Source organism: Actinokineospora cianjurensis, assembly GCF_003663795.1.
GTDB classification, from domain to species: Bacteria; Actinomycetota; Actinomycetes; order Mycobacteriales; family Pseudonocardiaceae; genus Actinokineospora; species Actinokineospora terrae.
Window position 1 is genome coordinate 2,424,898 of the sequence record NZ_RCDD01000001.1, and the last position, 24,509, is coordinate 2,449,406.

Genomic DNA, 24,509 nt, shown 5'->3' on the forward strand with positions numbered 1-24,509 from the left:
ATTTAGGCTTCTTGACCCCGCCTTGATGTGACCCGCGGGTAGGGGTGCGGCTCAGGCGTCGGGCACCAGGGTCAGCGACACCGAGTTGATGCAGAAGCGCTGATCGGTCGGCGTCGGGTAGCCCTCGCCCTCGAACACGTGGCCCAGGTGGCTGTGGCAACTCGCGCACAGCACCTCGGTGCGCACCATCCCGTGCGCGCGGTCCTCGCGCAGCACGATGCTCTCGCCTGCCAGCGGCGAGAAGAACGACGGCCAGCCGCAGTGCGACTCGAACTTGGTGTCGCTGCGGAACAGCTCGGCACCGCACGCGCGGCACCGGTACACCCCGACCGTCTTGGTGTCGGTGTACTCGCCGGTCCACGCGGGCTCGGTGCCCGCCTGGCGCAGCACCGCGAACTCCTTGGCCGACAGGTGCGCGCGCCACTCCTGCTCGGACTTGACCACGCGCGGGGTCGCGCCGACCACCGGTTCCATAGCCACTTGTGCGCTCACTCCTCACTCACGGGGGCAGATCGCCGACGGGTCAGAACAGGACGCCCGCGATGAACACCAGGGCGTCCCACGCGGCGACCACCACGCCCAACAAGATGAGCGCCGCGAGTATGCCCGCGGTCAGCCGGTAGTGGCCGCCGAGCCGGTTGGCCGACTCGGCGAAGTCGCGCACCCCGCCCAGGTAGCCCTCGACGGTGTAGCTCGGGCGGACCTGCTCGACCCGGTCCAGGTGCTCGGCGAACTCGCGCGCCTCCTGGTCGGCGGGGTCGAGACCGACCAGGTCGTCGTGGAACCGGTTCGCGCGGGCGCGGCGCACCGCGTCGCCGGACTCCTCCGAGTCCCCGAACGTCCCTGTCTCGGCCATGTGTCCACGGTAACCCGGCGGTCCAGTGACCGGGCTTACCTCTCGCCGAGTGGGCGCTCCTCGGGGGGCGTCACCGCGTCCTTGACGTGCAGCACGGAGGTGAAGCCCCACTCCTGCAGCTTGCCGAGCTGCGCGCCGAACTTGCCGCGCCTGCGCACCGCCGACGCCGTGCGGCCGCCCTGGCGCACCTCCCGCGCGGTCGCGGTGACCACGGGCAGTGGCACATCGGACTCGTAGAGCACCGCGACGGCGTCGGTGGCCGTGGTGCCCTCGATCAGGTCCACGATCCGCTCGAAGCCGATGGAGAAGCCGCAGGCGGGCACCTCGCGGCCCAGCGAACGGCCGATGAGCCTGTCGTAGCGCCCACCGCCCGCGATGGAGCCCTTGCTCGCCGGGTGGGTGATCTCGAAGATCTGGCCGGTGTAGTACCCCATGCCGCGCACCAGGGTCGGGTCGAACTCCCAGGCCAGGCCGTCCACCCCGGCCAGCGCGGTCGCGGTGTCGGCGAGGTCGGCCACCACCTGCTCCGGGAGCCCCGGCAGCGCGTCGAGCAGGCGCTTGTCCAGCGTCGTCTGGTCGCCGCCCTGCAGGTCGGTGATGCTCGCCTGGAGCCGGTCGACCGCGGCGTCGTCGAGGCCGCGGCCGGACAGCTCGGCGCGCACCCCGTCCCAGCCGATCTTGTCGAGCTTGTCGAGGGTGATGAACAGCCCGGCCCACTCCGGCTCCGGCAGCCCTACCGAGGCGGCGAGCGCGGAGAGGAACCGGCGGTCCGACACCCGCACCGTGGCGCCGCTCAGGCCGGCGGCGGCCAGCGCCTCGGTCGTCGCCTCGATCAGCTCGACCTCGGCCAGCACGGTCTCCTCACCGAGCAGGTCGATGTCGCACTGGTAGAACTGCCGGTAGCGGCCCTTCTGCGGGCGCTCCGCGCGCCACACCGGGCCGAACTGGAACGACCGGAACGGCTGCGGCAGGCTCGCCTGGTTCGCGCCGTAGAAGCGGGTCAGCGGGACCGTCAGGTCGTAGCGCAGGCCCAGGTCGACCAGGTCGGTCAGCGCCGTGTCGGCGGCGACGGTCTCGTCGAGGCCGCGGCGCAGCACCCGGTAGATCAGCTTCTCGTTCTCGCCGCCCTGCCCGCCGGTGAGCCTGTCGATGCCCTCCAGCGCCGGGGTCTCGATGCGCTGGTAGCCGTACCGGTGGTAGACCTCGGTGATCCTCGCCAGGACGTGGTCGCGCACGGCGACGGTCGCGGGCAGCAGGTCACGGGTGCCCCTGGCGGGGCTGTTGTCCATCTTCACCGGTGGTGGTCCTTCGTCGTCGAGGTGTGACCACGTTACCGAGCCGCGCGCGCGGTTTTCCGGCCGCCCGTAGGCTTGGCGGCATGGCGCCAGCGGAGGAGATCGAGGTCGGCGGGCGGACCGTGCGGGTGTCCAATCCGGACAAGCCGTACTTCGCCGAGCTGGGCATCGTCAAGCGGCAGGTGGTCGAGTACTTCCTGGCGGTGGGCCCCGGCATCCTCGGCGCGCTGCGTGAGCGCCCGACCACGCTGGAGCGCTGGCCGGGCGGGGTGGTCGAGGGCGCCAAGCTCTCCACGCGCGCCGACCACACCGGCGACGCCTTCTACCAGAAGCGGCTGCCCAAGGGCGCCCCCGACTACGTCGAGTCCGCGCGGATCACCTTCCCCAGCGGCCGCCCCGCCGACGAGGTGTGCCCCACGGAGCTGGCGGTGGTCGCCTGGGCGGCGAACCTGGGCACCCTCACCTTCCACCCGTGGCCGGTCTCCCGCCCCGACGTCGACCACCCGGACCAGTTGCGCGTCGACCTCGACCCGCAGCCGGGCACCGACTTCGCCGACGCGGTCGCCATCGCGCACGAGGCGAGGGACCTGCTGCGCTCCCTGGACATGGACGCCTTCCCGAAGACCTCCGGCGGCCGCGGCGTGCACCTCTACATCCCGATCGAACCGCGCTGGACCTTCGTCGAGGCCAGGCGCGCGCTGATCGCCCTGGCCCGCGAGCTGGAGCGGCGGCTGCCGGAGCGGGTCACGGTGAACTGGTGGAAGGAGGAGCGCGGCAGCCGCGTGTTCATCGACTACAACCAGATGGCCCGCGACCGCACCATCGCCTCGGCGTACTCGATCCGCCCCACCCCCCGCGCCCTGGTGTCCGCTCCCGTGACCTGGGACGAGCTCGGCTCGGTCCGCCCCGAGGACTTCTCGGTGCTGACCATGCCCGCGCGCTTCGCGGAGGTGGGCGATCTGCACGCCCCCGTGGCCGACCACGCCTACTCCCTCGAACCCCTCCTCGACATGGTCGCCCGCGACGAACGCGACCACTCCCTCGGCGACCTCCCCTATCCCCCCGAGTACCCCAAGATGGCGGGCGAGCCCAAGCGCGTCCAGCCCTCCAAGGCCCGCGACTGACCCACGGCGCCTGCGGGCCCGGGTGAGGCGGTCTGGTGCCCTGGACCGGAAGTCGGGGCCCTCGGCGGTAACACCCGTTCGGGGGCGAACGACCTTCCCCGTGACCTCACTGGGTTGTCGCGCCGTTTCCGGGCGGGGGCGGCGGGCGATCCCGGTGGGTTGGCTCCACTGTGGTCGAACGCGGCCACGGCCGTCCACAGGGGTGCGCGTGCACCGCCGCGGCAGTCCACGATACGCGGGAACCGCCGTGCCCGCACCGATGTTGCTCCATCCGGTGGACCGCGTCCGATCCGGCGGATCCGGACCAGCCGAAACGTCGCCCGCAGCACTTACACTGCCCCGATAGGCCCGAGGCGGAAGGGGACGAACCCATGTCGGAGACCTACCTCGTCCGCTACGTCGGCGGCCCCCTCGACGGCCGCGTGGACACCCTCGACGGCGCCCCGGACGACCCCCGCTCCACGGTCACCCACGTCCACTTACACGGCGGCCCGAAGATCGTGCACCACTACGACCTCGAATACGCCCTCGAATACGGCTGCGAGTACCGCGTCCGCGAACCCTGAGTCCTCACAGGACAGACCCCCGGGCGGCTACTCGCGTGGCCCCCACCGGGCAGGCCCCACTGAACAGGCTCCACTGAGCAGGCCCCTGGGACTGAGCCCCACGGGGCAACCCGCTACCTGGCAGCTCCCACGGGACTGCGTCGCACGGGACGGGCTCTCACCGGACGGACCAGCCACCGGATGGCGGCTGCGCACTACGCCTCAGCCGAACCTGTGGATGACTGCAGGGGTTGTGGAAGGACGGGCGCGCCGATGATGAGCAGGCAGAGGTGGCAGCGGGGGCCGTCGGTGGTGCCGCCCGCGAGGTCCGGTGGTGCGGCGTGGGTGCAGGAGGCGCGGTAGTGCTGGTGGGACAGGCGGGTGCCCGCCGCCATCGGGAAGGCGTGGAGGACGCCGTCGTAGCAGCTCCGCCACCACAGGTACCGGACGCTCATCACCGTGAAGCTAGGTGCCGTCGCGCACGGTGGCACCTCGGGCCGCCCGAACGAGTGACTGTCGGTGCCACCCGGCACACTCGGCACCCGGAGAAGGGGGACGCGTGGCGGAATCGGGTGCGCTCGGGCCGGACGAGGTCGAGCGGTTGCGGGTGGCGTTGGCGGAGGGCAAGCCGACGCCGGTGTGGTTCACCTCGGTCGCGGTCGGGGTCGAGGCAGGCTTGCAGGCGAAGGTGGTGGCGTTCGACGAGCCCGCGGAGGGTGACTTCATCCAGGTCCGGCCGCACGGGTCGCGCGATGTGCTCGCGTTCTCGCCCGCGGAGCTGACCACGGTCAAACCGAGGCCCAAGCCCGCGCGGATCGCGCCGCCACCACCGCAGGAGCCGGAGCCGCTCACCGTGGTCCAGGGCATCGAACCGGCCGAGCCGAGCAGGCCGCGGCAGCGCGCCAAGCAGCAGCAACCGGTCGAGATCACCGTCACCCTGCACGCCACGCCCGACGGGGAGTGGAGCGTCGACGTGCTGGTCGGCAAGAAGCGCACCGTGCGCTGGGTGCCGGTCCCGGCGGGTGACATCGCCAGGGTGGCCAAGTCGCTGCCCGCCGAGGTGGGGGCGGCGATCGCGTTGTCGCTTGACGCGGCGCGGGAGCGTCAGCTGCGGCGGGTCGCGGAGCTCAAGGCCGAGCTGGAGGCCGCCCAGCGGGCGCTGCGCGACCTGGGCTGACCGTCCACAGTGGTCACTGGCGGGCGTACCTGGTCGCCCCGGCCGACGCGGCGACCACGCACACGATCGCGATCCACTGCGGCGGCCGGAGCTGCTCGCCGAGCACGAGCAGACCGGCGACGGCGGCGACCGCGGGTTCGAGGCTCATCAGCACGCCGAAGACCCGCGGCGGGATGCTGCGCAGCGCCTTGAGCTCGAGGGAGTAGGGGATCACCGAGGACATCAGCGCGACGCCGAGCCCGGCGAGCAGCACGCCGGGCGCGAGCAGCGCCGTCCCGGCCCCGGCGATCCCGAACGGCGCCACCAGCAGCCCGGACACCACCGCGGCCAGCGCCAACCCGGAGCCGTCGGTGGTCCGGCTGCCCAGCGCGGCGCTGAGCAGGATGTACCCGGCCCAGCACGCGCCCGCCGCCAGCGCGAGCAGCAGCCCGACCACCGACACGTCGCCGCCGGTGTTGGCCAGCAGGACCACGCCCGAGGCCGCCAACAACGCCCACAGCCCGTCGAGCCACCGCCGCGACCCGGCCAGCGCGACCGCCAACGGCCCCAGGAACTCGACCGTCACCGCTATGCCCAACGGGATCCGATCCAGCGCGGCATAGAAGCACAGGTTCATGACCCCGAGCACGACCCCGTAAGCCACGATCACCGGGATCGCGCGCCGGTTCGCGCGTAAGGACGGTCGCCACAGCGCGACCAAGACCACCGCCGCTAGGACTAACCGCAGCGTCACCGTCCCAGCTGTTCCCGTGGTCGCGAACAGTTGCTTCGCCAGCGCCGCACCCACCTGCACGCTGACGATCGCCGCCAGCACCTGCACCGTGGGTGGCGCTGCTCCGACCATCCTGGGCACCCCGGAGAGGACTGCCGACCAGCGCGGCACCGGACTGCGATCAACCTGCGCGACCACCACGCCCGCACACTACGACAGCGCCCCCGGATTCATCCCATGTGTTTCGGTTGGCGCTGCTCACGGGGCCGCTCACCGGGTTCTCACCCGGGCCGTGCCAAGGTGGGGGTGTTCGGTCGGCGAGGGAGAGGGACGGCGCAGGCGTGAGGGTTGGTCGCGGTGTCTTGCTGCTGCCGCTGGTCCTGCTGGCCGCCTGCACCGCGGGGCCGTCGGTCCGACCGGGCATCGTGGTCAACGACGGCGGCGACCCGGGTGTGTCGACCTCGAGCGCTGCCCCAGGTCCCGCTCCGGTGCCGCAGCTGAACCAGCCGAACCCCGGGCGCTCCATCTGGGGACCGTGCGGGCCCGAGGTGCTGGCGGCGTTCCCCGCACCGGCCAAGGTGGACATCGCCTGCGGGAAGATCACCGGCACCCTCGACTCCCCGTACGCGCCCGGTCGCGGCGGTGTGCGGCTCCAGGTGCTGAAGGCGGGCACGGGCCCGATCCCGCTCGTGGTCGTCAACGAGGTCGACGGGCTGCCGGGGACCGTGTACGCCGCGCGCCTGGCCGAACTGCTGCCGCCCGAGCTGCTGGCGAAGTTCTCCCTGGTCGGGATCGACCGGCGCGGGACGGGCAACTCCGACGCCGTGCGGTGCGTGCCGGAGGAGGTCCGGTTCGCGCTGCTCGACGCCGACCCGCGCGCGCTCGACGTCGAGGGCCTGGTCGACCAGGCGCGCACCGCGGGCCAGCAGTGCTCGATCGCGCTCGAGTCCCGACTGCCCGCCATCGACACCTGGCGCACCGCCGCCGACGTCGAGTCGCTGCGGGTCGCCCTCGGGATGGACCGCCTGCACGCGATCGGTCACGGCGAGGGTTCCCGGGTGCTCGCCGTGTACGCCGACCGCTACCCGGACCGGGTCGGCCGCGTGGTGCTCGACGGCGCCCCGGACCCGAACGAGGACGCCGTCGTCGCGCTGGAGGGGGTCGCGGCAGGTGCCGACGCCACCTTCGCCGCGTTCGCCGACGACTGCGCGAAGCGGGCCTGCGAGCTGGGCGCGAACGCCAGGCAGGCGTTCGCCGAGGTGCTCAACCAGGCCGCGAGCGCCCCGCTGGCCACCGACGACATCGACCTGACCCCCGGCCTCATCCTCCGCGCCGTCCAGGCCGCCCTCGCCGACCGCGCAGGCTGGCCCGCCCTGTCCAGGGCGCTGGCCGATGCCCGCGGCGGCAACCCGACCGCCCTCGCGGCGCTGGTCACCCCGCTGGTCCTGGAGTCCGAGGAGGTCCCCGCGACCTTCGACGCCACCCTGGTCACCCGCTGCAACGACACCAAGTCCCGACTGTCCACAGAGGCCCTGAACGCGGCCGCGAAGGACTGGAACACCCGCTACCCCTACTTCGGCGCCCTGACCGCCGAGTGGCTGGCCGTCTGCAGCCCCTGGCCGGTCCCGTCGCACCCGGTCAGCACCCCCACCGCGCCGACAGCCCCGCCGATCGTCGTGCTGGCCACCGCCACCGACCCGCTGACCCCGTTGTCGGGCACCGAGCGCGCCGCCCAGCAGCTCACCACCGCCACCCTCATCACCTGGCAGGGCACCGGCCACGGCGCCCTAGGTCATTCCCCCTGCGCCACCGAAGCCGCCCAGTCCTTCCTCCTCAACGCCACCGCTCCCCGCGACGGCACCGTCTGCCCCCCGTGACCCCTCCTCGCGAGGCGTGACGGAGCGGTAGTAGGACATCAGCGCGAGCAGTGCCATGGCGACCTCCGCCGCCGTGTGCACCGCCTGGATGGCCGAGTTGTGGGCGTACGGCTGCACCGCGCTGACGCTCATGATCAGCCCGCCCAGCGCGCCCACACGAGCGAGCAGCAAGGGCCGGGGCACTCCGTCGAACGCCACCTGGGCGAGCAGCACCCCGACGGTCACGGAGGTGTACGCCGCCACGGCAGCCGAGTCGTCGAGGTCCAGGAGCACCAGGTTGGCGTTGATGAGCAGCAACGCCAGGAAACCGCCGTCGAACCCCACCCGCTCACCGCGGCTGCTCCGCCGCAGCAGGTCGCCGATCGAGCACCCGGCCAACAGCACCACGCAGAGCACCAGCGCGACGGTGAGGTAGAGGTGCTCGCCGTCCTGGATCCACCTGGGAGCCAGGGCGTTGATGACCACCCCGGCCATCCCCGAGGCCAGGAGCACCAGCCTGCGCACCGACAGCTGCCCGGATCCCTTGCCGGGTGGGCGCGTGGTGAAGGCGACCAGAACCCCAGCGGCCGCGCCGATCGCGATCGCCCAGAACGCCAGGCCGACGACGGTGCCCCCGTGCCGGAACCACAGCTTGGTGAGCAGTATCAACAGCACTATCCCCGACCCCGCCAGCACGCCGGGCGACCAGCGCTGGGAGCGGTGTCCGGTCGGGACGGTCGCGAGGACGAGCGCCACGACCACCGAGGTCACGAGCGCCAGCACCGCCAACGGACCCAGCTCGGCGAACCTGGCGTTGCCCACCGGTACCGCCAGGCCGATCGACAGCGCCAGTGCCGAGGCGGCACTCACACCCCGGGCCCACCTGTTCGGCGTGGCGGACTCCGGGGCCTCGGGACCGGTGTTCCCGGGCCGGGGATCAGCCGCGCCCTCACCGGTGCCGGGAGTTGGGGTGACCAGGACCGGGTCGGACGGCTCCCCGTACCCGGCGTCGGCCAACGCCGCCTTGGCAGCGGTGCGGACCATGTCGCTGTCGTCGGTGGTCAGGATCTCCAGCGCGAGGCGGGCCGCGAGCGCTATGCCCCGGTGCTCGGCCGTGAGGAGTTCGGCCATCTCCCGCACACCCGCCACCCGGATGTGGGCGAGCCTGCTGGAGGTGGCCAGCAGGATGTCCTCGGGCAGCGTCGCGGGCCGCACCGCGGGATTGCGGGCGACGTGGAACTCGCCCTCCAGTTGCGCGGCCCACCAGCTCGGTGTCTGGCTCGGCGAGCGGCTGCGGACGTGCTCGAACACGTAGTCGTACAGCTCGACCAGGCTGACCAGCCCGTCCCGGTTCTGGTCGGCGTCGCCGGTGCTCAACCCCTCGACGAGGGCGTGGGTGAACACCGAGGGGCTCGGGGTGTCGCCATCGGCCAGGGTGCCCGCCTCGAAGGCGTACTCGAGTGCGCTGGACGCGGTGATGACCGCCCGACCCCGACCCTGGAAGTCGCCGCGCATGTCGATCGCGCCGCCCGCCCGCGCGGTCATGTTCCTGCCGAACGCACCGGAGTAGCAGCAGTCGAGCAACAACACGACCTGACGGGCCCGGGTTCGGTTCATGAGCTGGTTGACGGTGTGGGCCGGAACGGCCGTGCCCGCCAGCCTGCGCAGTTTCGTGGAGGACGAGGCGAAGTAGAGGTCGCCGTTCTCGTCCTTGATTCCGTGGCAGGAGAAGTAGAGCAGGAGCACGTCGGTGGAGAGCCGGTCGTCGAAGAACTCCTCGACCGCTTCCATGACCTCCGGGGAATCGCCGTCCAGGATGGTGCGGACGTCGAACCCGCCGATCCGGGGATCGCGCAGCACCGCCGCGAGTTGCTCGGCGTCCTGCGCGGGCGCGTGGAGTTGGCTGAGACCCGCCTGGCTGTAGGTCGAGTTGGCCACGATCAACGCGTACCTGTTGCGGATTGCGGGTTGCGCGGTGGCCGATCCCGGGGTGTTCGCCGTGCTCATCGACTACTGGTCTCCTCGGGCATTGTCGGCGCGCAGTTGTGGAAAGTGAAAGTCTCTCGCCGCAGGAACCGTAGTCTACCGAGTTGTCCGCGATGACCAGGACTGATTGTCGAAAGGTTGCGACGCCGTACGAGGAAGCGCGTCGTTCGCACCGGGTTGCGCGTTACGCGCCATCGCGCGTCCATTTGAGTGAAGGTGTCGGATAGCGCGGTCGGATATGGGTGCCGCCAGGTCACGATTGGTCCGAAGGGCGCTTGCGGCGGCAGCTGAACCGATACTCTGCGCCGATGGCTGATGATGTCGACAGACGGCGGAGACGGAATCCGGGAGCACTCCTCGGCGAGTTGCTCTGGGTGGGACCCGCACTCGGCCTGGTGGCCGTCCTGGTGGTCGTCGGGTTCACCCTCTCGAACTCGGGTAGCCGATTGGCGGCCGTGGGAATCGCGGTCACCGGCTTTTGTTCGATCGTCTTCATCGCGGCCTACCGGGTGCGGCTGGCGCACGAGGTTGGCACCGCCTCGATCGCCCGCTGGCGGTGGCCTTCCCTTGGGGTGACAGTGGCCCTCGTGGTCGCGGGCGTCTTCGTGCCCCAGGCCATCGCGGTCGACTCCCCGCCGCACGAGGAGTCCAGCCCAGCAGGCCCGATCATCGTCGGTTCGAGCGACGACGGCGCGGCGTCCTACCTCGCCGCGGACAAGACAGTGGTGATCGGGATCAACGGAAACCTCCCCGGGTGGAGTTTGGAGTCGAACGGCACTTACTCCGGCTTCGACGTGGACCTGGCGAACTTCCTGAAGCAGAAGTACGGATTCACCCTGAGGTTCAAGAAGCTCACGCAGCAGGAACGGCAGAAGCAGTGGGATGGGGTGACCAAGGATCCGGCGGATCTGGTCATCTCGGCGTTCTCGATCACCGAGGACAGGCGCGCTGCCTTCGGCATGGCAGGTCCCTATTATATTGACATGTCGACCATGTTGATCAGTGGTCCCAAGCCGGAGGAGGTCAACGGCAAGTCCTACGGCTGTGCGGTGCCGGGCACCACCGGCTACACGGCCATGGTGAATTTGAAGACGCGGAAGGAGAGGGAATTCCGCACTCCGCTGGTGATCGACGAGTCGCAGATCGATCTGGCGGGTTGTCTCGCGAAGTTCTTCGCCATCGATGATGACACGGCTTTCATCTTCTCCGACTGGAGCATCATCCGGGCGAGCAAACCCGAGGTCTCCATTGTCAGGTACGAGGACAAGAGCCCGCTCTTGGACATAGGCCCTGCATCGTCGAGTTCGTCGACGGAGAGATATGGCATCGCGTTCCGGCCGGGACATCCCCAGTTGTGCCGGGATCTCACGAAGGCGATCGACGAGTTCATCGCCGGTGGGGGCGCGAGCGCGTGGACGAAGGCGTACAACGCCAACCTGAAGGATCGCTCAGTGCTCAACACCGACGACTGGCACCACCCTAAGGTGACCGAGGAGCGCTTTTGCGGCTTGCCCGGCCCGGGTGGCTCGGACTAGCGGGCGCGCACATCCCCCCGCAGAACAGCCGCGAGGTCGTAGTTCGCAGGCTCCTCCAACTGGTCATACGTACAAGACTCCGGCGTCCGGTCCGGGCGCCAGCGCACGAACTGCGCTGTGTGGCGGAAGCGGCTCGGGTACCCGCCCTCCGTGTGTTCGTACGCGACCTCCACCACCCGTTCGAGCCGCAGCGGTACCCAAGGCTGCTCGGTGGTCCGCCATCGGGAGATCGCGCCGGGGACCCGGGCCTGGTCCACCTGTTCCCCGCTGATCCACGGGTGGTTGGCCGTTCCCCCGACCATCAGCTCCGCCAGTTCGACCGCGAGCGCGCGCCGGTTGGCCGCCGTGAAGGAGCCCACCACGCCCACGTGGTTGAGGTTGCCGGTGCGGTCGTAGATGCCGAGCATGAGGGAGCCGATGGCCTCGCCCGGGGTGGTGCCCTTGTGCCAGCGGATGCCGGAGACGACGCAGTCGGCGGTGCGGGAGTGCTTGAACTTGAGCATGGTGCGCTTGTTCGGGGTGTACGGGCCGCCCGCGGGTTTGCCCATGACGCCGTCGAGGCCCGCGCCCTCGAAGAGGGTGAACCACTGCCTGGCCAGGTCGGCGTCCATGGTGGCCGGGGTGAGGTGGACCCGGTCGGTCGGGGTGATGGCGTTCTCCAGGAGGCGGCGGCGGTCGTAGCCGGGGGCGTCCATGAAGAGGTCGTCGTCGAGGGCGAGCAGGTCGAAGGCGATGAAGCGGGACGGGGTCTTCTCCGACAGCATGGTCACCCGGCTCGCGGCCGGGTGGATGCGCTCGGCGAGTGCGTCGAAGTCGAGCCTGCCGTCGATGTCGACGACCAGTTCCCCGTCGACCACCACCCGGTCCGGCAGTGCCTCGCGCAGCGCCACCAGCGCCTCCGGGAAGTACCGGTTGAGCGGTTTGCCCGACCGCGACTGGAGGGTGGCCTCCGGGCCGTCGCGGAACACCAGGCAGCGGAAGCCGTCCCACTTGGGCTCGAACACCAGGCCCTCGCCGTCGGGGATCGACTTCGACGGCTTGGCCAGCATCGGTTGGACCGGCGGGGTCAGCGGTAGCGCCACGGGGCCATCTTGCCTCGTCAACGCCCGTCGCGCTGCCCCTCGCGGCGGTAGCGCAGCATCAGGAACCCCTCATCGGTCAGCACCGACGCCAGTGATAGTGCTACCGGCACCGTCTCCGGCCCCGTGGCGGCCCGCCCGGAAGACCCACCGGCCAGGACTGGCGACACGGTCAGGCACATCTGGTCCACCAGGTCTGCCGCGATCAGTGACCCCAGCAGGCGGGGCCCACCCTCGCAGTTGACTCTGCGCAGCCCACGCGCCGACAGCTCCGCTAGCGCTACCCCCAGGTCGACCTCGATCTCACCCGCCACGATCACGTCGACCCCCGCGTCGACCAGCGCGGCACGACGGTCAGCCGGTGCCTGCAAGGTCGTGATCACCAGAGGTGGGACAACCGTGTCCCGGACCAGATGCGAGTCCGGTTCCACCGACCCGCGCGCGGTAACCACGGCGATCGGCGGTAGCGCACTCAGCCCGAGTCGAGCCCGCCGCGTCGCGCGCACCTCCGTGGCCTTCACGCCCCGGTAGCGCTCCGCGCGCGCGGTGCCCCACCCGACCAGGATGACGTCGGCCAGGTCCCGGCCAAGAGCGAGGATGCGCTTGTCACCCGGGCTCGACAGTCCTGCCGACCGCCCGTCGACCGATACCGCGCCGTCGGTGCTGGTGACGAAGTTGCTCTGCACCCACGCGCGGTCGAGGGCGGGCGGGTAGTCGTAGATCCGCTCCAGCTCGGTGTCGTCCACCACATCGGGTGAAGCCTGACCTGGGGAAACGCGGGTGGGGGGCCACAGCCTGTGCACGGCACCATCAGAGCACGCCGTTACGCTCGCTCGCATGTCCGCTCACCTGGTCGACCGGGAGCCCGTGGTCGGCGCCGAGGAACTGGTCGCCGAGCTGGTCCCGCCGCCGCGCTTCGGCGTGGTCCGGTTCGACACCTACCTGCCCAACCCGCAGGAGCCGTCCCAGGCGGCGGCCGTCACCGCGTGCGCGGCCTTCGCCGACCGGGTGACGGGGGCGGACAAGGGCCGGTCCCTGCTGCGCCGGGTCTTCGGCGGCGGCAAGCCCGACGGCAAACCCGGCCTCTACCTCGACGGCGGCTTCGGCGTCGGCAAGACGCACCTGCTCGCGTCGGTGTGGCACGCGGTCCCCGGCCCGAAGGCGTACGGCACCTTCGTCGAGCTGACGAACCTGGTGGGAGCGCTGGGTTTCCGGGAGGCCGTCGCCCGCCTGAGCGAGCACCGGCTGCTGGCCGTCGACGAGTTCGAACTCGACGACCCCGGCGACACGATGCTGGTGACCCGGCTGCTGGCCGAGCTGACCGACGCGGGCGTCTCGGTCGCGGCGACCTCCAACACGCTGCCGGACAAGCTCGGCGAGGGCCGCTTCGCCGCCGACGAGTTCCTGCGCGAGATCCAGGCGCTCTCGGCCCGGTTCACCGTGGTGCGGGTCGACGGTCCCGACTACCGCCACCGCGGCCTGCCCGACGCGCCGCCCCCGGTGTCCGACGCGGAGTTGGCCGCGCGCGCCGAGGCCACCGCGGAGTCCACTGTGGACGACTTCGGCGCGTTGTGCGCGCACCTGGCCCGGTTGCACCCGTCCCGCTACGGCAAGCTCGTCGACGGCGTGCGCGCGGTGCACCTGCGGGGTGTGCGCCCGCTGTCCGGGCAGGACGTGGCGCTGCGCGTGGTGGCCCTCGCGGACAGGCTCTACGACCGCGCGATCCCGGTGGTGGTGTCCGGCGCGCCGGTGTCGGAACTGTTCACCGCGGAGATGCTGCGCGGCGGCTACCGCAAGAAGTACCTGCGCGCGGTGAGCAGGCTCGTGGCGCTCTCCCGCGACGCGGCGACCCTGACCGGCTGAGGATCAGGCGGCGGGGGCAGGACTCAAGAACGGCGGCGTCCGCCACCGCTGGGCTTCTCCGGCGGGCGGTGCTCGTCGATCAGCGCCCAGACCGAGACGCCGGTGCCGGACTCCGGCTGGCCGCGCTTGCCGCCCTGCGGTGGGGGTTCCTCGGCCTTGGCGCGCAGTTCCTGGCGTATCTGGTCGTAGATGGGTGTGTCGGTCACCGCCATCCTTTCCGTTCGCACGAGGGCACTGCCAGGTTACGCACGGTACGCCTGTTCGCGCCGCAGGCGAAGCGCCGGGTGTCGGCCCGGCAGCAGGTCGAGGACCGCGGCCACGGTGATCACCGCGCCGATGGCCCAGCAGGAACCACCGACCGTGTCAGTCAGGTAGTGGTAGCGCAGGCCCACAATCGCGCTCACCGCGGCACCGGTCAGCACCAGGCACACCACCGCCGTCGCGGTGGTGGCGCGCAGCCGCCGCCCCTGGGCCGCGTTCGACGCCGTGACCAGCGTGAACACCGTGAGGATCGAGACGAGGGCGGTGGTGTGCCCGCTGGGGTAGGCCAGGTACCCGTCGAGTTCGCGGCCGACAACCGGCTTGAGCACCCAGGCGTTGAAGGTGACCGCGACCGCCGGGCCGAACACGGCCAGTAGCGCGACCCGGGGTCGGCTCACCCGATGGGCCACAATCGCCATGAGCATGATCACACCGATCAGCGCGACCGGGTGGGTGGCGTAAGAGAGCGGCTCCGCGATACCGGGCACGGCGGTGAACACCCGGTCGGCGGCCGCGAACCCCAGCGAGTCCACCTCGGGCACCGGGCCGCTCACCTCGCGACCCACCAAGCCGACGACGCCGAAGCACGCGGTCGCCACCCCCACCGCGGGCAGCACCATGAACCTGGGCATCAACCGGTGCGCTTCCACGCCCACCACTATGCCCGGCGGCCGCTCTTGGCCAACCGGCTGCCGAAAGTCATTCGCCGCCGCGTCTCGGAGTGAGCGACTATGCACACCGTGGGTCATCTTGAGGCGAACGGACTGTCTTACACCTTGCCGGACGGGCGGGTGCTCTTCCGGGACGCCGGCCTCAAGGTCAACGCCAACCAGGTTGTCGCGCTGGTAGGTGAGAACGGCGCGGGTAAGACGACCATGTTGCGCATCATCTCCGGTGAGCTGACCGCGCCCGACGGGTCAGTCTCCGCGCGTGGCGGTATGGCCGTCATGCCGCAGTTCGTGGGTTCCGTCCGCGATGACCGTTCCGTCCGCGACCTGCTCCTCGCGGTCGCACCGGCCCCACTGCGCAAGGCAGCGCAAGAGCTGGACGACGTCGAGATGGCGCTCATGGAGACCGACGACGAGCCCACCCAACTCCGCTACGCCGCCGCGCTGGTGGACTACGACGAGGCCGGGGGATACACAGCCGAAGTCCTCTGGGACACGGTCACCATCGCTGCTCTAGGCATGCCCTTTGACAAGGCGCGGTTCCGCGAGGTTCGCACGCTCTCCGGCGGTGAGCAGAAACGCTTGGTCCTGGAGGCGCTGCTAAGAGGACGCGAACAGGTCCTCTTGCTCGACGAGCCGGACAACTACCTAGACGTACCGGGCAAGCGTTGGCTGGAAGAGCGACTGGCCGAGACAGACAAGGCCGTCCTGCTCATCAGCCACGACCGCGAACTGCTCAACGCCGTGGCCACCCACGTCGTCACCGTGGAGGCGGGTACCGCGTGGACACACGCGGGCAAGTTCGCGACCTGGGCCGAGGCGCGCGAGGCCCGGTGGGACCGGATCGCCGAGCAGCAGCGGCGGTGGGACGAGGAGCACGAGAAGCTCAAGGAACTGGTCCGCTCATTGCAGCGCGCGGCCACCATGAGCGACGGCATGGCCAGCCGCTACCGCGCGGCGCAAACGCGGTTGCGCAAGTTCGAGGAAGCCGGTCCGCCGCCGGTGCCGCCGCGTCCGCAACGGGTTACCCCACGGCTCACCGGTGGCCGTACCGGGGTCAGGGTCATCACCTGCGAGCAGTTGGAGCTGACCGGGCTGATGAAGCCGTTCGACATGGAGGTCTTCTATGGCGACAGGCTCGCGGTGCTGGGCTCCAACGGTTCCGGCAAGAGCCACTTCCTGCGGCTGCTCTCCGAAGAGGACTCGGTAGCGCACACGGGGGTTTGCCGGCTCGGCGCCAGGGTCAACCCCGGGCTGTTCGCGCAGACCCACCAGCACCCCGAGTGGGTCGGCCGCACCCTCGTCGACATCCTGTGGCACGGCGACGACACCCGCCCCGGCCTCGACCGCGGCGCCGCCGCCTCCGCCCTGAGCCGCTACGGCCTGGCCGCGGCAGGCGAGCAGCGGTTCGAGACGCTGTCGGGCGGCCAGCAGGCCAGGCTGCAGATCCTGCTGCTGGAACTGTCCGGCGCGACCCTGCTGCTGCTCGACGAGCCGACCGACAACCTCGACCTGCACTCGGCCGAGGCGCTGCAGGACGCGCTGACCGCTTACTCCGGCACCGTCGTCGCGGTCACCCACGACCGCTGGTTCGCCCGCTCGTTCGACCGGTTCCTGGTGTTCCGCTCGGACGGTCGGGTGTCCGAAGTGGACCGGCCGGTGTGGGACGAGCGCCGGGTGGTCCGGGAACGCGGATGACCGGGCGGGGCGGCTCCTGCCACCGCCCCACCCGGCTCCCCACCCCTGACCAGCGCGGGCCGACGCGCTGTCAGACCTTCACCTGGCCAGTGCCTCCCCCGGCGCACCGTCCGCGCCGGGAGAACCCGGGGAACACAGGCGAGTCGCCCGTGTGAGGGCTCCCGGGTCCGGCCCGATAGCCGTGCGGTGGGGTGCCTACCACCGCACGGCTACCGCTGGTCGTCAGGACTATCAGCGGCGGGCGCAGGTCCCGACGCGCTGCCAGTTGTAGCTGTACCCGGGGGTCTCCCGGTAGCTCCACGTGCTGTTGCGCCACTCGTAGCCCTGGTAGGACACGCTCGACTGCGGCGGGTACTGGGTGTAGGAGTTCCACGCCTGCGCGGAGCAGGTGGGCGGCTCCGGGTCCGGCCCGGGACCGCTACCGCCCACGTACTGGTTGACCCACGAGCGGTACGCGGTCACGTCGGTGTAGATGGTGGCGTTGCCGGTACCGCAAGTGCTGCCGTTGGCGCCCGCGCGGCTGGTAGCCCCAACGAGTCGCCACGCGGTGCCGACCTTGACCACGGCAGGGCCACCGGAGTCGCCGTAGCACGCGGTCTGGCTGGTCGTGCTGTAGATGCAGAGCTCGGTCGAGGCGTTGAAGCTCTGCGAGCACATGTTGTCCGGGTTGATCCGGGTGTCGAGCTGCTTGAGCGTGGTCGACGCCCCACCGCAGCCCTGTTGCGGGCAGGTCTGACCGAAGCCGATGAGCCTGGTCGACGCCTGCGCCGCGGGGGAGGAGTCGTTGATGCTGATCGGCGCCTGCGACACGGTGCTGGAGAGCTTGAACAGGGCGATGTCACCCGGCCCGACCTGACCGCTGTAAGACGGGTGGCGCACCACCTGCGAGACGGAGGCGAGAGTGCCGCCGCTGCCGGTGTTGGTGGAGCCGATCCGGATGCGGAACTGCGACGCGGGCATGATCTGGCCGTTCTGCCCGGTCACGCAGTGCGCCGCGGTGACCATCCACTGCGACGCGATGAGCGAGGCCCCGCAGCCGTGGCGGCCGTTGACCTGCATGGAACCCATGAACGAGTAGGTCTCGGTCGCCTGGCTGCCGCCGACGATCGCGGGCGACATCGTGGGCGGGTCGGACGGCGGCGGTGCCGCCAGCGCGCTGGGCATGGCCACGGCCGCGGCGGCGAGAACCGCCGGGATGAGGGCAGCCCGCAGCAAGGTGCGGATTTTCATGAGGAGGTTTCCTTTGACGCAGGGAGAAATCTCGTCCGCCCGGTACCGGGGTGGCCGGGCGTGGAACCAACTATGTGCGGCGCGTGAACTACCGAAACAATCCCAACGTTGCATAGGGTCCGCCTATGGACATGGAACTGCGCCAGCTGCGTGCCGTTCTCGCCATCGCCGAGGCGGGCACCCTCACCGCGGCGGCGACCAGACTCGGCGTGACCCAGCCGTCGGTCAGCGAGTCGTTGCGCCGCGCCGAACGCGTCGCCGGGGGCGCGTTGTTCCAGCGCGGCCCCGGGGGTGCGGTACCGACCGCGCTCGGCGAGGTCGTCGTGGCGCACGCGATGGCGGTGCTGGAGGCGATGGACCGCTTCACCGCCACCGCCGAACGCCACCACCCGGCCCAACTGCCCGCCGCGGTCCGGTTCGCCTGCTCACCCGGGATGCTGGTGGCCAGCCTGTCGGTGCTCGACCCCGCGGTGCTCGGCGCCCCGGTGTCGGTGCGCACCATGGCCGAGGTGGGCGCCCAGCTGGAACTGCTGGTCGACCACCGGGTCGAGGCGGCGCTCGTGGTCGAACACCCGCACTGCCTCACCGAACCACCGCCCCGGGTGCGCAGGCGGGTGGTCGCGGTGGAGCCGATGTTCGCCGCGGTGCGCGAGGAGCACCCGCTCGCCCACCTGCCGGAAGCCCCCATCACCGCCCTGGCAGGCGAGACCTGGTGCGTCGGCGAGTCCCACGACGACGGCCTCGCCGAGAACCTCGCCGCCGCCTTCGGCCCGACCACAGTGGACATCCGAGTCGGCGTCGACCACACCACCGCCCTGCAACTGGCCGAACTCGGCGAGGCCGTCCTGGTGGCCATGCCCGGCTCCCGCCACCGCGCGGGCCTGGTCCAACTCCCGTTGACCGGCACCCCGTTGCGCTCCACCACCAGTCTCCTGTGGAACACCGACGGCCCCCTGGACCCCACCCACATCGACCGCCTCTGGCTCGAACTCGTCCGAGCCCAGCACGAGGTCGTCGAACAAACCCCCGCCTACCGCCAGTGGCTCACCCGCCACCCCGAGTGGACCACCACCCCCGCCGACCACTCGTAACGCCCACCAGGACCCGAGTCGTCAGCTGGGAAGTCGGGCCGCCGGGAGCCGAGCCGTCGACTGGGGTGACGGGTCCGTCAGGAGCCGAGCCAGCCGGGGTTGGCTGACCACCAGCCGGGGAGGCGGCCTTGGGTGGGGATCATGGCCCGGTAGGTCTCGACGAGTTTGTCGCGGATCTGGGTGGCGTGGTCGGCGACGACGCCGTTGGTGGGCCACAGGAGTAGGTGGCGGACGCGCAGGGGCGAGCCGCGCAGGGGGCGGACGACGCCGGGGAGGGTGACGCCGCTGCTGATGGCCTGGACGGGGAAGGCGACGGGGTCGCCGCGGCGGATGAGTTGGGCGGCGACGAGTTGGTCGAACTCGCGGACGGTCACCCGGCCCGCCCCGGCGCGGTCGCACTCGGCGATCAGGTGCCGGTTCATCTCGTCGTCGCCGCTGGCCCACAGCAGCCAGGTGACCCCGGCCAGGTCCATCAGGTCCACTTCGGACTTGGCGGCGGCCGGGTGCGACTCGGGCAGCAGCACGAAGATCGGCTCGGTCCCGACCACCGTCATCCGCGTGCCGGGCGGCGGGACCGTCTCCCGGCCGGGGAAGTCGACGTGCAGCACCAGGTCGACCAGGCCGTTGGCCAGCGCGCTCAGGCAGGGCGCCTGCCGGTCCAGCACGGTCAGGTCGATCAGCCGGTCGCCGAAGACCTCGCCGACCACCTCGCAGAACCGCGACGCCAGCACCGTGGAGCGGGTGCCCAGGCGCAACATCGGGGTGCTCGGCCCGTCGTGGGCGCGGCGCACCGCCTTGGTCAGCGCGTCGAGCGCGGCCAGCACCTCGCGGGCGTGCGGCAGCAGCACCCGGCCCAGCGTGGTCGGCCGCGCACCGTGCCTGCCCCGGTCGAACACCGGGCTGCCGAGCACCTGCTCGATCCGGCGCAGCTGCGCGGTCAGCGACGGCTGCGACAGTCCGAGCGCCACCGCCGCCTGGGTCACGCTGCCCGCGGTGCCCACGGCGTCGATGTAGCGCAGGTGGCGCACCTCGAGCTCCATCCGGACCACTATGCCGTGGCGCTCGGACTACTGGAAGCGGCGCAGCAGGAATCCGTGCTCGACGAGGTCGTCGAGGCCGAACTTCTCGACCATCCGGTGCTCGGGGCGCGGCTCGGCCAGCAGGTGGTCGATCTCGAACCGGTCGCCGAAGTAGGCGTCGACGTCGGCGGGGCCCACCGAGAACGGCGGCGACGGCAGCGCGGGCCGGTACTCCACGGTGTTGATGAAGTACCAGGCGCCCGGCGCGGTCAGCGCGGTCACCGCCTCGACGTAGCGGTGGCGCATGTCCTCGGGGAAGGCGATCAGCGACGCGCGGTCGTAGACCAGGTCGACCGGCCCGATGTCCTCGGGCGCCAGGTCGAACAGGTCGCGGTTGAGGATCGTCAGGTTGCCGACGGTGAACACGCCCGGCTTGGGCTGCCGCGGGCTCAGGTCGTTCTCGGCGATGAACTCGTCGATGGCCTTGGCGACGAGTTCCACCCCCACCACGCTGCGCGCGTGGGCGGCGAAGAACAGCAGGTCGGCGGTCTTGCCGCAGAGCGGGACCAGGACGGTGGCGTCGTCGAGCAGGCCCCGGTCGGCGAGCAACCGCGCGTGCGGGTGGACCGAGGGCAGGTGGAAGCTCGTCTTCGAGCCGCCCTCCTGCCAGGAGTCGATCCAGAACTGGGTTTCCACCCGGGGGATTGTGAACACGCGCGGGCCCGATCGGCAGCCCCGGCCGGTTGGACTATCGGGTGACGCGCGGTCACCCGCCGTGAGGGGACCGCGTGGCGGCCGGGGCCCTCGTGCCCGGCCGCCACGGGGGGATCAGTGGCCCGCGACGACCTCGGCGATGACCTCGACGCCCCGGTCGACCTCAGCCTCGGTGATCACCAGCGGCGGCGCGACCCGCAGCGTGGTCTCGTGGGTCTCCTTGCACAGCACGCCGCGCGCCATCATCGCCTCGGACGCGGCCCGCCCGGACGGACCGCCGGGGGCGATCTCCACACCGGCCCACAGCCCGCGCCCGCGCACCTCCGCGACGCCCCGGCCGACGAGTTCGTTGAGCGAGCGGTGCAGGTGCTCGCCGAGCACCCGCGAGCGCTCCTGGTACTCGCCGGTGGCCAGCAGCCGCACCACGGCGCGGCCGACCGCGCAGGCCAGCGGGTTGCCGCCGAAGGTCGACCCGTGCTCGCCCGGCTTGAGCACGCCGAGCACGTCACCGCGCCCGACCACCGCCGACACCGGCAGGATGCCGCCGCCGAGCGCCTTGCCCAGGGTGTAGAGGTCGGCGCGGACGCCTTCGTGGTCGAGCGCGAACAGGGTGCCCGTCCTGGCGAGCCCGGACTGGATCTCGTCGGCGACCAGCAGCACGTTGTTCTCGTCGCACAGCCGCCGCAGCTCGCGCAGGTACCCGGCAGGCGGCACGACGACCCCGGCCTCGCCTTGCACGGGCTCGACCAGGATGGCGGCGGTGCGGTCGGTGATGGCCGCGGCGACCGCCTCGACGTCGCCGTACTTGACCGCGGTGAAACCCGGGGTGAACGGGCCGAAGTCGGCGCGGGCCACCTCGTCGGTGGAGAACGACACGATCGTGGTGGTGCGGCCGTGGAAGTTGGACCCGGCGACGATGATCTGCGCGGTGTCCTGCGGCACGCCCTTGACCTGGTAGGCCCACTTGCGGGCGATCTTGACGGCGGACTCGACGGCCTCGGCGCCGGAGTTCATCGGCAGCACCAGGTCGGTGCCGGTCAGCTCGGCGAGCTCCCGGCAGAACAGGCCGAGCTGGTCGTGGTGGAACGCCCGGCTGGTCAGCGTGACCCGGCCGAGCTGCTCGACGGCGGCGGCGACGAGCGCGGGGTGCCGGTGGCCGAAGTTGAGCGCGGAGTAGCCCGCGAGGAAGTCCAGGTAGCGCTGTCCCCGCACGTCGGTCACCCAGGCGCCCTCGGCCTCGGCGATCACCACCGGCAGCGGGTGGTAGTTGTGCGTGCTCCACCGCTCGTCGAGCTCGATGAAGTCGGCCGTGGTGGGTGCGACAGCAGTCATGACCCCAGGCTAGGTCCCCCCGCTGACGATTTCATCCGCTGGGCATTGCTTCTAGCGCCCGTTCGTTGCGCCATCACACACAGATGAGGTGAAACGTTGCGTCACACCACGATCTGGTGAACGACCTAGTGCGTCAGGGATGGCGAGTTCGCGCCCTCCACCACCAGTTTGGGCTGTCCGGACCCATCAGCGGAAATCGACCACACGTCGTTGACCCCGTCGTCGCGCTGGAGTGCGTACGCGACGGTGGCGTCATCGAGCCAGATGGCCTGGTCGTCCACACTGCGGGTCTCACCTAGAGGGGTGCTGCTCAGCGTCGACAGGTCCATCACCGACAGCCGCCACCCCTTCTTCGGGTCCGCGTCGATAGCGGACTTGTAGGCGATGCGTTTTCCGTCCGGCGAGAGAGAGGGACATTCCACGTTGGCCGTCAGCGTTCGCACTGTCCGCGCCGCTAGGTCTCCCTCGACCAGGTAGCGCTTACCGCCGGTTCCCAGGGTCGCGTAGAAGCGATTGTCGTCGGCGGTGAAAGTGACACCCCAGTAGTTGAAGTCGACGGCCTGGTGCGGCTTGCCCTCGACGGTCGCGGCGAACTCCTCCAGTGAGTGCACTACCGCGTCGGTCTTGGTGTCGAGAATGCCGGTCTGCGTCGAGAAGCCGGTGGTGGCGTAAGAGTGGCCGTCCAGGAAGACCGTCCACGACACCATGCGGCCGCTCGCGGACACCTTCAACCGGTTGGGGAACCCGGTCAGCGGCACTGACTTGATCTCGTTGTCCTTGATGTCCAGCAGCGACAACTTCGTGCCTACGAGCGCGTCGACCGGTCGTAGGCACGCGACCGTGCGTGCCGCTTGATAGGCGCGGTCGCACCGCACGGTGGACAGACCGCGGGGTGAGTGCGGGTCGGTCGCCGAGGCCCACCCCAGCACGCCGTTCGTGAGCACCTGGAGGGAGCGCCGGTCGACGCCGTCGTCGGGAGGCGCCACGGACGCCATCCGCGGCACCTGCGCCGCCGAGGGCGGTGTGGATGTGCGGGCCACGTAGAACAGGGCGGCGCCCGCCAACAGCGCGGCCGCGGCGAGGGCGACGAGGATCCTGGTCTTGACGGTCATCACGGCTGCACGCTCCGGTTCACCCGCGCGAAGATCAGCGCGGTCACGACGATGGTGACGACGACAGCGCCACCTGCCGCGGCACACGCCGCGGTCGGTCCCCACAGTTGCCAAGACAGGCCGAACAGCACCGAGGAACCCAGGTACGCCAACGCCTGCCCTGTTTGCACTAGTGCCATGCCGGTGGCCCGTAGTTCCTTCGGCAGGACTCGCCCGGCCAGCGCCATCAGCACGCCATCGGTCGCGGCGTAGAAGAAGCCATAGAGAACCAGAACGAGGACGATCAGCGCGATCCCGTCGATAGGACCGATCAGCGCGAGATAGACCAAAGCGAGCGCGGAATACCCACCGAGCATGACCTTCGCCCGGCCGATCTTGTCGGCCAGAACGCCTAGAGGGGTCGCCAGCAGCAGGTAGACCAGACTCGTGCCGACCGCCAGAAGCGGGAACCAGCCCATGGACAGGTCACCGCGCTTCTGGAGCAAGAGGTAGACGAACCCATCGCCGACCACTACGAGTCCCAGCAACGACGCGGCCAGCAGCAGCGCGCCCACGCCCTTGTGCCGTACCAGCCCCAGTGCCGCACGGATGTCCACGGCCTTCGGCTTGGCCTTCTCCCGATGGTCACGCACGAACAGCACCAGGACCACGACGCCGAACGCGGCAACGAGGAAGCTGATGAAGAAGACCGCGTCGAACTCCTGCGATCCCGCCCACATCAGCACGCCCACCGCCGCCAACGGGCCGATGAACGCGCCCAGGGCGTCCATCGAGCGGTGCACGCCGAACGCGCGGCCCAGTTGGTCCTCCGGGGTCGACAGGGTGATCAGCGCGTCCCGCGGCCCGGTGCGCAAACCCTTGCCCGCCCGGTCGGCGGTGATGGCGGCCCCGATGCCCGCGAGGGAGTTCCCGGCCGCGATCAGACCCAGCTTCGCCACCGCGGCAAGACCGTAGCCGACGCCCGCGACCGTCTTGTGCCGCCTGGTGCGGTCGGCGACATAGCCACCGACGAGCCGCAGCAGCGCGGTCGCACCGGTATAGAGGCCATCGATGGCCCCGTAGGCGAGAGGGCTCATGCCCAGTCCCACCACGAGGTATAGCGGTAAGACAGCAGTGACCATCTCGGAGGAGATGTCGGTGATGAGGCTGACCGCGCCGAGCGCGATCACATTGCCACTCACTCTCCTCTTGAGACGGTTGGGCACCTCGGTGACCTCCGGTCGACTCACCGTGGACAGGTACACGCGCAACCTCCGTGGTGGGGTGCTGCCGGGTCACCACGGGAGAACCATGGTGACCCGGCAGCACGGTGGTCGTCTAGCAGCGCTCGCTACCCCGAGGACCCTGCGAAGGTCG

General features: G+C 70.9%; 24 protein-coding genes. 8 read left to right on the forward strand and 16 right to left on the reverse strand.

Going from position 1 to position 24,509, the window contains the following annotated elements; translation table 11 throughout:
- Positions 1-51 precede the first annotated feature (51 nt).
- The 3 genes from msrB to hisS are packed head-to-tail and all read right to left on the reverse strand — an operon-like array spanning position 52 to position 2,145.
- Positions 52-474 carry a peptide-methionine (R)-S-oxide reductase MsrB gene (msrB, locus tag CLV68_RS11055; RefSeq protein ID WP_121390259.1) on the reverse strand — a complete coding sequence of 141 codons (423 nt, stop codon included), beginning with the start codon at positions 472-474 and terminating at the stop codon, positions 52-54.
- 49 nt (positions 475-523) lie between these two features.
- Positions 524-856 (reverse strand): hypothetical protein, encoded by a 333-nt coding sequence (locus CLV68_RS11060; RefSeq protein WP_246009757.1) that lies wholly within the window; start codon positions 854-856, stop codon positions 524-526.
- 35 nt (positions 857-891) lie between these two features.
- Positions 892-2,145: a histidine--tRNA ligase gene (gene hisS, locus CLV68_RS11065; RefSeq protein WP_246009758.1), complete on the reverse strand. Its 1,254-nt coding sequence runs from the start codon at positions 2,143-2,145 to the stop codon at positions 892-894.
- Between the two features lie 89 nt (positions 2,146-2,234).
- Here hisS and CLV68_RS11070 point away from each other — a divergent pair, with 89 nt between their 5' ends.
- Complete coding sequence (locus CLV68_RS11070; protein WP_121390261.1) at positions 2,235-3,275, forward strand: DNA polymerase domain-containing protein; 1,041 nt, start codon at positions 2,235-2,237, stop codon at positions 3,273-3,275.
- Positions 3,276-3,646: 371 nt separating this feature from the next.
- Entirely contained in the window at positions 3,647-3,841 is a 195-nt protein-coding gene (locus tag CLV68_RS11075; RefSeq protein ID WP_121390262.1) for a hypothetical protein, read from the forward strand.
- Between the two features lie 194 nt (positions 3,842-4,035).
- Here CLV68_RS11075 and CLV68_RS11080 read toward each other — a convergent pair whose 3' ends face one another.
- On the reverse strand, positions 4,036-4,275 hold the full coding sequence (locus CLV68_RS11080; RefSeq protein WP_121390263.1) for a hypothetical protein: 240 nt from the start codon (positions 4,273-4,275) through the stop codon (positions 4,036-4,038).
- Between the two features lie 104 nt (positions 4,276-4,379).
- On the opposite strand from CLV68_RS11080, the gene CLV68_RS11085 reads away from it, so the two are divergent.
- Positions 4,380-4,997, forward strand: a complete 618-nt coding sequence (locus tag CLV68_RS11085; RefSeq protein ID WP_121390264.1) for a DUF6319 family protein — start codon at positions 4,380-4,382, stop codon at positions 4,995-4,997.
- Between the two features lie 13 nt (positions 4,998-5,010).
- Here CLV68_RS11085 and CLV68_RS11090 read toward each other — a convergent pair whose 3' ends face one another.
- Positions 5,011-5,910 carry an EamA family transporter gene (locus tag CLV68_RS11090; RefSeq protein WP_425454830.1) on the reverse strand — a complete coding sequence of 300 codons (900 nt, stop codon included), beginning with the start codon at positions 5,908-5,910 and terminating at the stop codon, positions 5,011-5,013.
- A 140-nt stretch (positions 5,911-6,050) separates the two neighbouring features.
- Here CLV68_RS11090 and CLV68_RS11095 point away from each other — a divergent pair, with 140 nt between their 5' ends.
- Complete coding sequence (locus tag CLV68_RS11095; protein ID WP_121390265.1) at positions 6,051-7,586, forward strand: alpha/beta fold hydrolase; 1,536 nt, start codon at positions 6,051-6,053, stop codon at positions 7,584-7,586.
- On the opposite strand, the gene CLV68_RS11100 is transcribed toward CLV68_RS11095, so the two are convergent.
- Entirely contained in the window at positions 7,497-9,572 is a 2,076-nt protein-coding gene (locus tag CLV68_RS11100) for a caspase family protein (protein ID WP_121390266.1), read from the reverse strand. The two genes, CLV68_RS11095 and CLV68_RS11100, sit on opposite strands and share 90 nt — an antisense overlap.
- Positions 9,573-9,946: 374 nt before the next feature.
- Between CLV68_RS11100 and CLV68_RS11105 the strand changes: the two genes are divergently transcribed.
- Positions 9,947-11,086: a substrate-binding periplasmic protein gene (locus tag CLV68_RS11105; protein ID WP_170224208.1), complete on the forward strand. Its 1,140-nt coding sequence runs from the start codon at positions 9,947-9,949 to the stop codon at positions 11,084-11,086.
- Here CLV68_RS11105 and CLV68_RS11110 read toward each other — a convergent pair.
- Both CLV68_RS11110 and CLV68_RS11115 read right to left on the reverse strand, forming a co-directional pair.
- Complete coding sequence (locus CLV68_RS11110; RefSeq protein WP_121390268.1) at positions 11,083-12,168, reverse strand: ATP-dependent DNA ligase; 1,086 nt, start codon at positions 12,166-12,168, stop codon at positions 11,083-11,085. The two genes, CLV68_RS11105 and CLV68_RS11110, sit on opposite strands and share 4 nt — an antisense overlap.
- Positions 12,169-12,185: 17 nt before the next feature.
- On the reverse strand, positions 12,186-13,004 hold the full coding sequence (locus CLV68_RS11115) for a pyrimidine reductase family protein (RefSeq protein ID WP_121390269.1): 819 nt from the start codon (positions 13,002-13,004) through the stop codon (positions 12,186-12,188).
- On the opposite strand from CLV68_RS11115, the gene zapE reads away from it, so the two are divergent.
- On the forward strand, positions 13,003-14,028 hold the full coding sequence (gene zapE, locus CLV68_RS11120; RefSeq protein ID WP_121390270.1) for a cell division protein ZapE: 1,026 nt from the start codon (positions 13,003-13,005) through the stop codon (positions 14,026-14,028). The two genes, CLV68_RS11115 and zapE, sit on opposite strands and share 2 nt — an antisense overlap.
- Positions 14,029-14,051: 23 nt before the next feature.
- Here the strand turns inward: zapE and CLV68_RS11125 are convergent, their stop codons facing one another.
- Positions 14,052-14,234 (reverse strand): hypothetical protein, encoded by a 183-nt coding sequence (locus CLV68_RS11125; protein ID WP_143073599.1) that lies wholly within the window; start codon positions 14,232-14,234, stop codon positions 14,052-14,054.
- A gap of 36 nt (positions 14,235-14,270) precedes the next feature.
- Positions 14,271-14,939: a phosphatase PAP2 family protein gene (locus CLV68_RS11130; protein ID WP_147459938.1), complete on the reverse strand. Its 669-nt coding sequence runs from the start codon at positions 14,937-14,939 to the stop codon at positions 14,271-14,273.
- Positions 14,940-15,020: 81 nt separating this feature from the next.
- On the opposite strand from CLV68_RS11130, the gene CLV68_RS11135 reads away from it, so the two are divergent.
- Complete coding sequence (locus CLV68_RS11135) at positions 15,021-16,655, forward strand: ABC-F family ATP-binding cassette domain-containing protein (protein WP_211346464.1); 1,635 nt, start codon at positions 15,021-15,023, stop codon at positions 16,653-16,655.
- A 231-nt stretch (positions 16,656-16,886) separates the two neighbouring features.
- Here CLV68_RS11135 and CLV68_RS11140 read toward each other — a convergent pair whose 3' ends face one another.
- Positions 16,887-17,885 (reverse strand): S1 family peptidase, encoded by a 999-nt coding sequence (locus CLV68_RS11140; protein WP_121390272.1) that lies wholly within the window; start codon positions 17,883-17,885, stop codon positions 16,887-16,889.
- A 125-nt stretch (positions 17,886-18,010) separates the two neighbouring features.
- On the opposite strand from CLV68_RS11140, the gene CLV68_RS11145 reads away from it, so the two are divergent.
- Positions 18,011-18,976 (forward strand): LysR family transcriptional regulator, encoded by a 966-nt coding sequence (locus tag CLV68_RS11145; protein ID WP_121390273.1) that lies wholly within the window; start codon positions 18,011-18,013, stop codon positions 18,974-18,976.
- 77 nt (positions 18,977-19,053) lie between these two features.
- On the opposite strand, the gene CLV68_RS11150 is transcribed toward CLV68_RS11145, so the two are convergent.
- The 5 genes from CLV68_RS11150 to CLV68_RS11170 form a co-directional block, all read right to left on the reverse strand.
- Entirely contained in the window at positions 19,054-20,016 is a 963-nt protein-coding gene (locus CLV68_RS11150) for a LysR family transcriptional regulator (RefSeq protein WP_121390274.1), read from the reverse strand.
- Between the two features lie 27 nt (positions 20,017-20,043).
- On the reverse strand, positions 20,044-20,691 hold the full coding sequence (locus CLV68_RS11155; RefSeq protein ID WP_121390275.1) for a class I SAM-dependent methyltransferase: 648 nt from the start codon (positions 20,689-20,691) through the stop codon (positions 20,044-20,046).
- A 132-nt stretch (positions 20,692-20,823) separates the two neighbouring features.
- Positions 20,824-22,041, reverse strand: coding sequence for an ornithine--oxo-acid transaminase (gene rocD, locus CLV68_RS11160; RefSeq protein ID WP_121390276.1), 1,218 nt, complete (start codon positions 22,039-22,041; stop codon positions 20,824-20,826).
- A gap of 125 nt (positions 22,042-22,166) precedes the next feature.
- The gene (locus CLV68_RS11165) at positions 22,167-23,153 is read right to left on the reverse strand and encodes a TolB family protein (protein ID WP_170224209.1); all 987 of its coding nucleotides are present in this window, start codon (positions 23,151-23,153) and stop codon (positions 22,167-22,169) included.
- A complete protein-coding gene (locus CLV68_RS11170; RefSeq protein WP_121390278.1) occupies positions 23,153-24,397 on the reverse strand; it encodes an MFS transporter in 1,245 nt (414 codons plus the stop codon). Before CLV68_RS11170 ends, CLV68_RS11165 begins: the two co-directional genes overlap by 1 nt.
- Positions 24,398-24,509 lie beyond the last annotated feature (112 nt).

Excerpts from the sequence above, each read along its gene's own strand:
- CLV68_RS11150 (WP_121390274.1), bottom strand. The coding sequence starts at position 20,016 with ATGGAGCTCGAGGTGCGCCACCTGCGCTACATCGACGCCGTGGGCACC.
- hisS (WP_246009758.1), bottom strand. The coding sequence starts at position 2,145 with ATGGACAACAGCCCCGCCAGGGGCACCCGTGACCTGCTGCCCGCGACC.
- CLV68_RS11135 (WP_211346464.1), top strand. The coding sequence starts at position 15,021 with ATGCACACCGTGGGTCATCTTGAGGCGAACGGACTGTCTTACACCTTG.
- CLV68_RS11115 (WP_121390269.1), bottom strand. The coding sequence starts at position 13,004 with ATGCGAGCGAGCGTAACGGCGTGCTCTGATGGTGCCGTGCACAGGCTG.
- CLV68_RS11165 (WP_170224209.1), bottom strand. The coding sequence starts at position 23,153 with ATGACCGTCAAGACCAGGATCCTCGTCGCCCTCGCCGCGGCCGCGCTG.
- CLV68_RS11070 (WP_121390261.1), top strand. The coding sequence starts at position 2,235 with ATGGCGCCAGCGGAGGAGATCGAGGTCGGCGGGCGGACCGTGCGGGTG.
- CLV68_RS11140 (WP_121390272.1), bottom strand. The coding sequence starts at position 17,885 with ATGAAAATCCGCACCTTGCTGCGGGCTGCCCTCATCCCGGCGGTTCTC.
- CLV68_RS11075 (WP_121390262.1), top strand. The coding sequence starts at position 3,647 with ATGTCGGAGACCTACCTCGTCCGCTACGTCGGCGGCCCCCTCGACGGC.
- CLV68_RS11145 (WP_121390273.1), top strand. The coding sequence starts at position 18,011 with ATGGACATGGAACTGCGCCAGCTGCGTGCCGTTCTCGCCATCGCCGAG.
- msrB (WP_121390259.1), bottom strand. The coding sequence starts at position 474 with ATGGAACCGGTGGTCGGCGCGACCCCGCGCGTGGTCAAGTCCGAGCAG.
- CLV68_RS11080 (WP_121390263.1), bottom strand. The coding sequence starts at position 4,275 with ATGAGCGTCCGGTACCTGTGGTGGCGGAGCTGCTACGACGGCGTCCTC.
- zapE (WP_121390270.1), top strand. The coding sequence starts at position 13,003 with ATGTCCGCTCACCTGGTCGACCGGGAGCCCGTGGTCGGCGCCGAGGAA.
- CLV68_RS11100 (WP_121390266.1), bottom strand. The coding sequence starts at position 9,572 with ATGAGCACGGCGAACACCCCGGGATCGGCCACCGCGCAACCCGCAATC.
- rocD (WP_121390276.1), bottom strand. The coding sequence starts at position 22,041 with ATGACTGCTGTCGCACCCACCACGGCCGACTTCATCGAGCTCGACGAG.
- CLV68_RS11060 (WP_246009757.1), bottom strand. The coding sequence starts at position 856 with ATGGCCGAGACAGGGACGTTCGGGGACTCGGAGGAGTCCGGCGACGCG.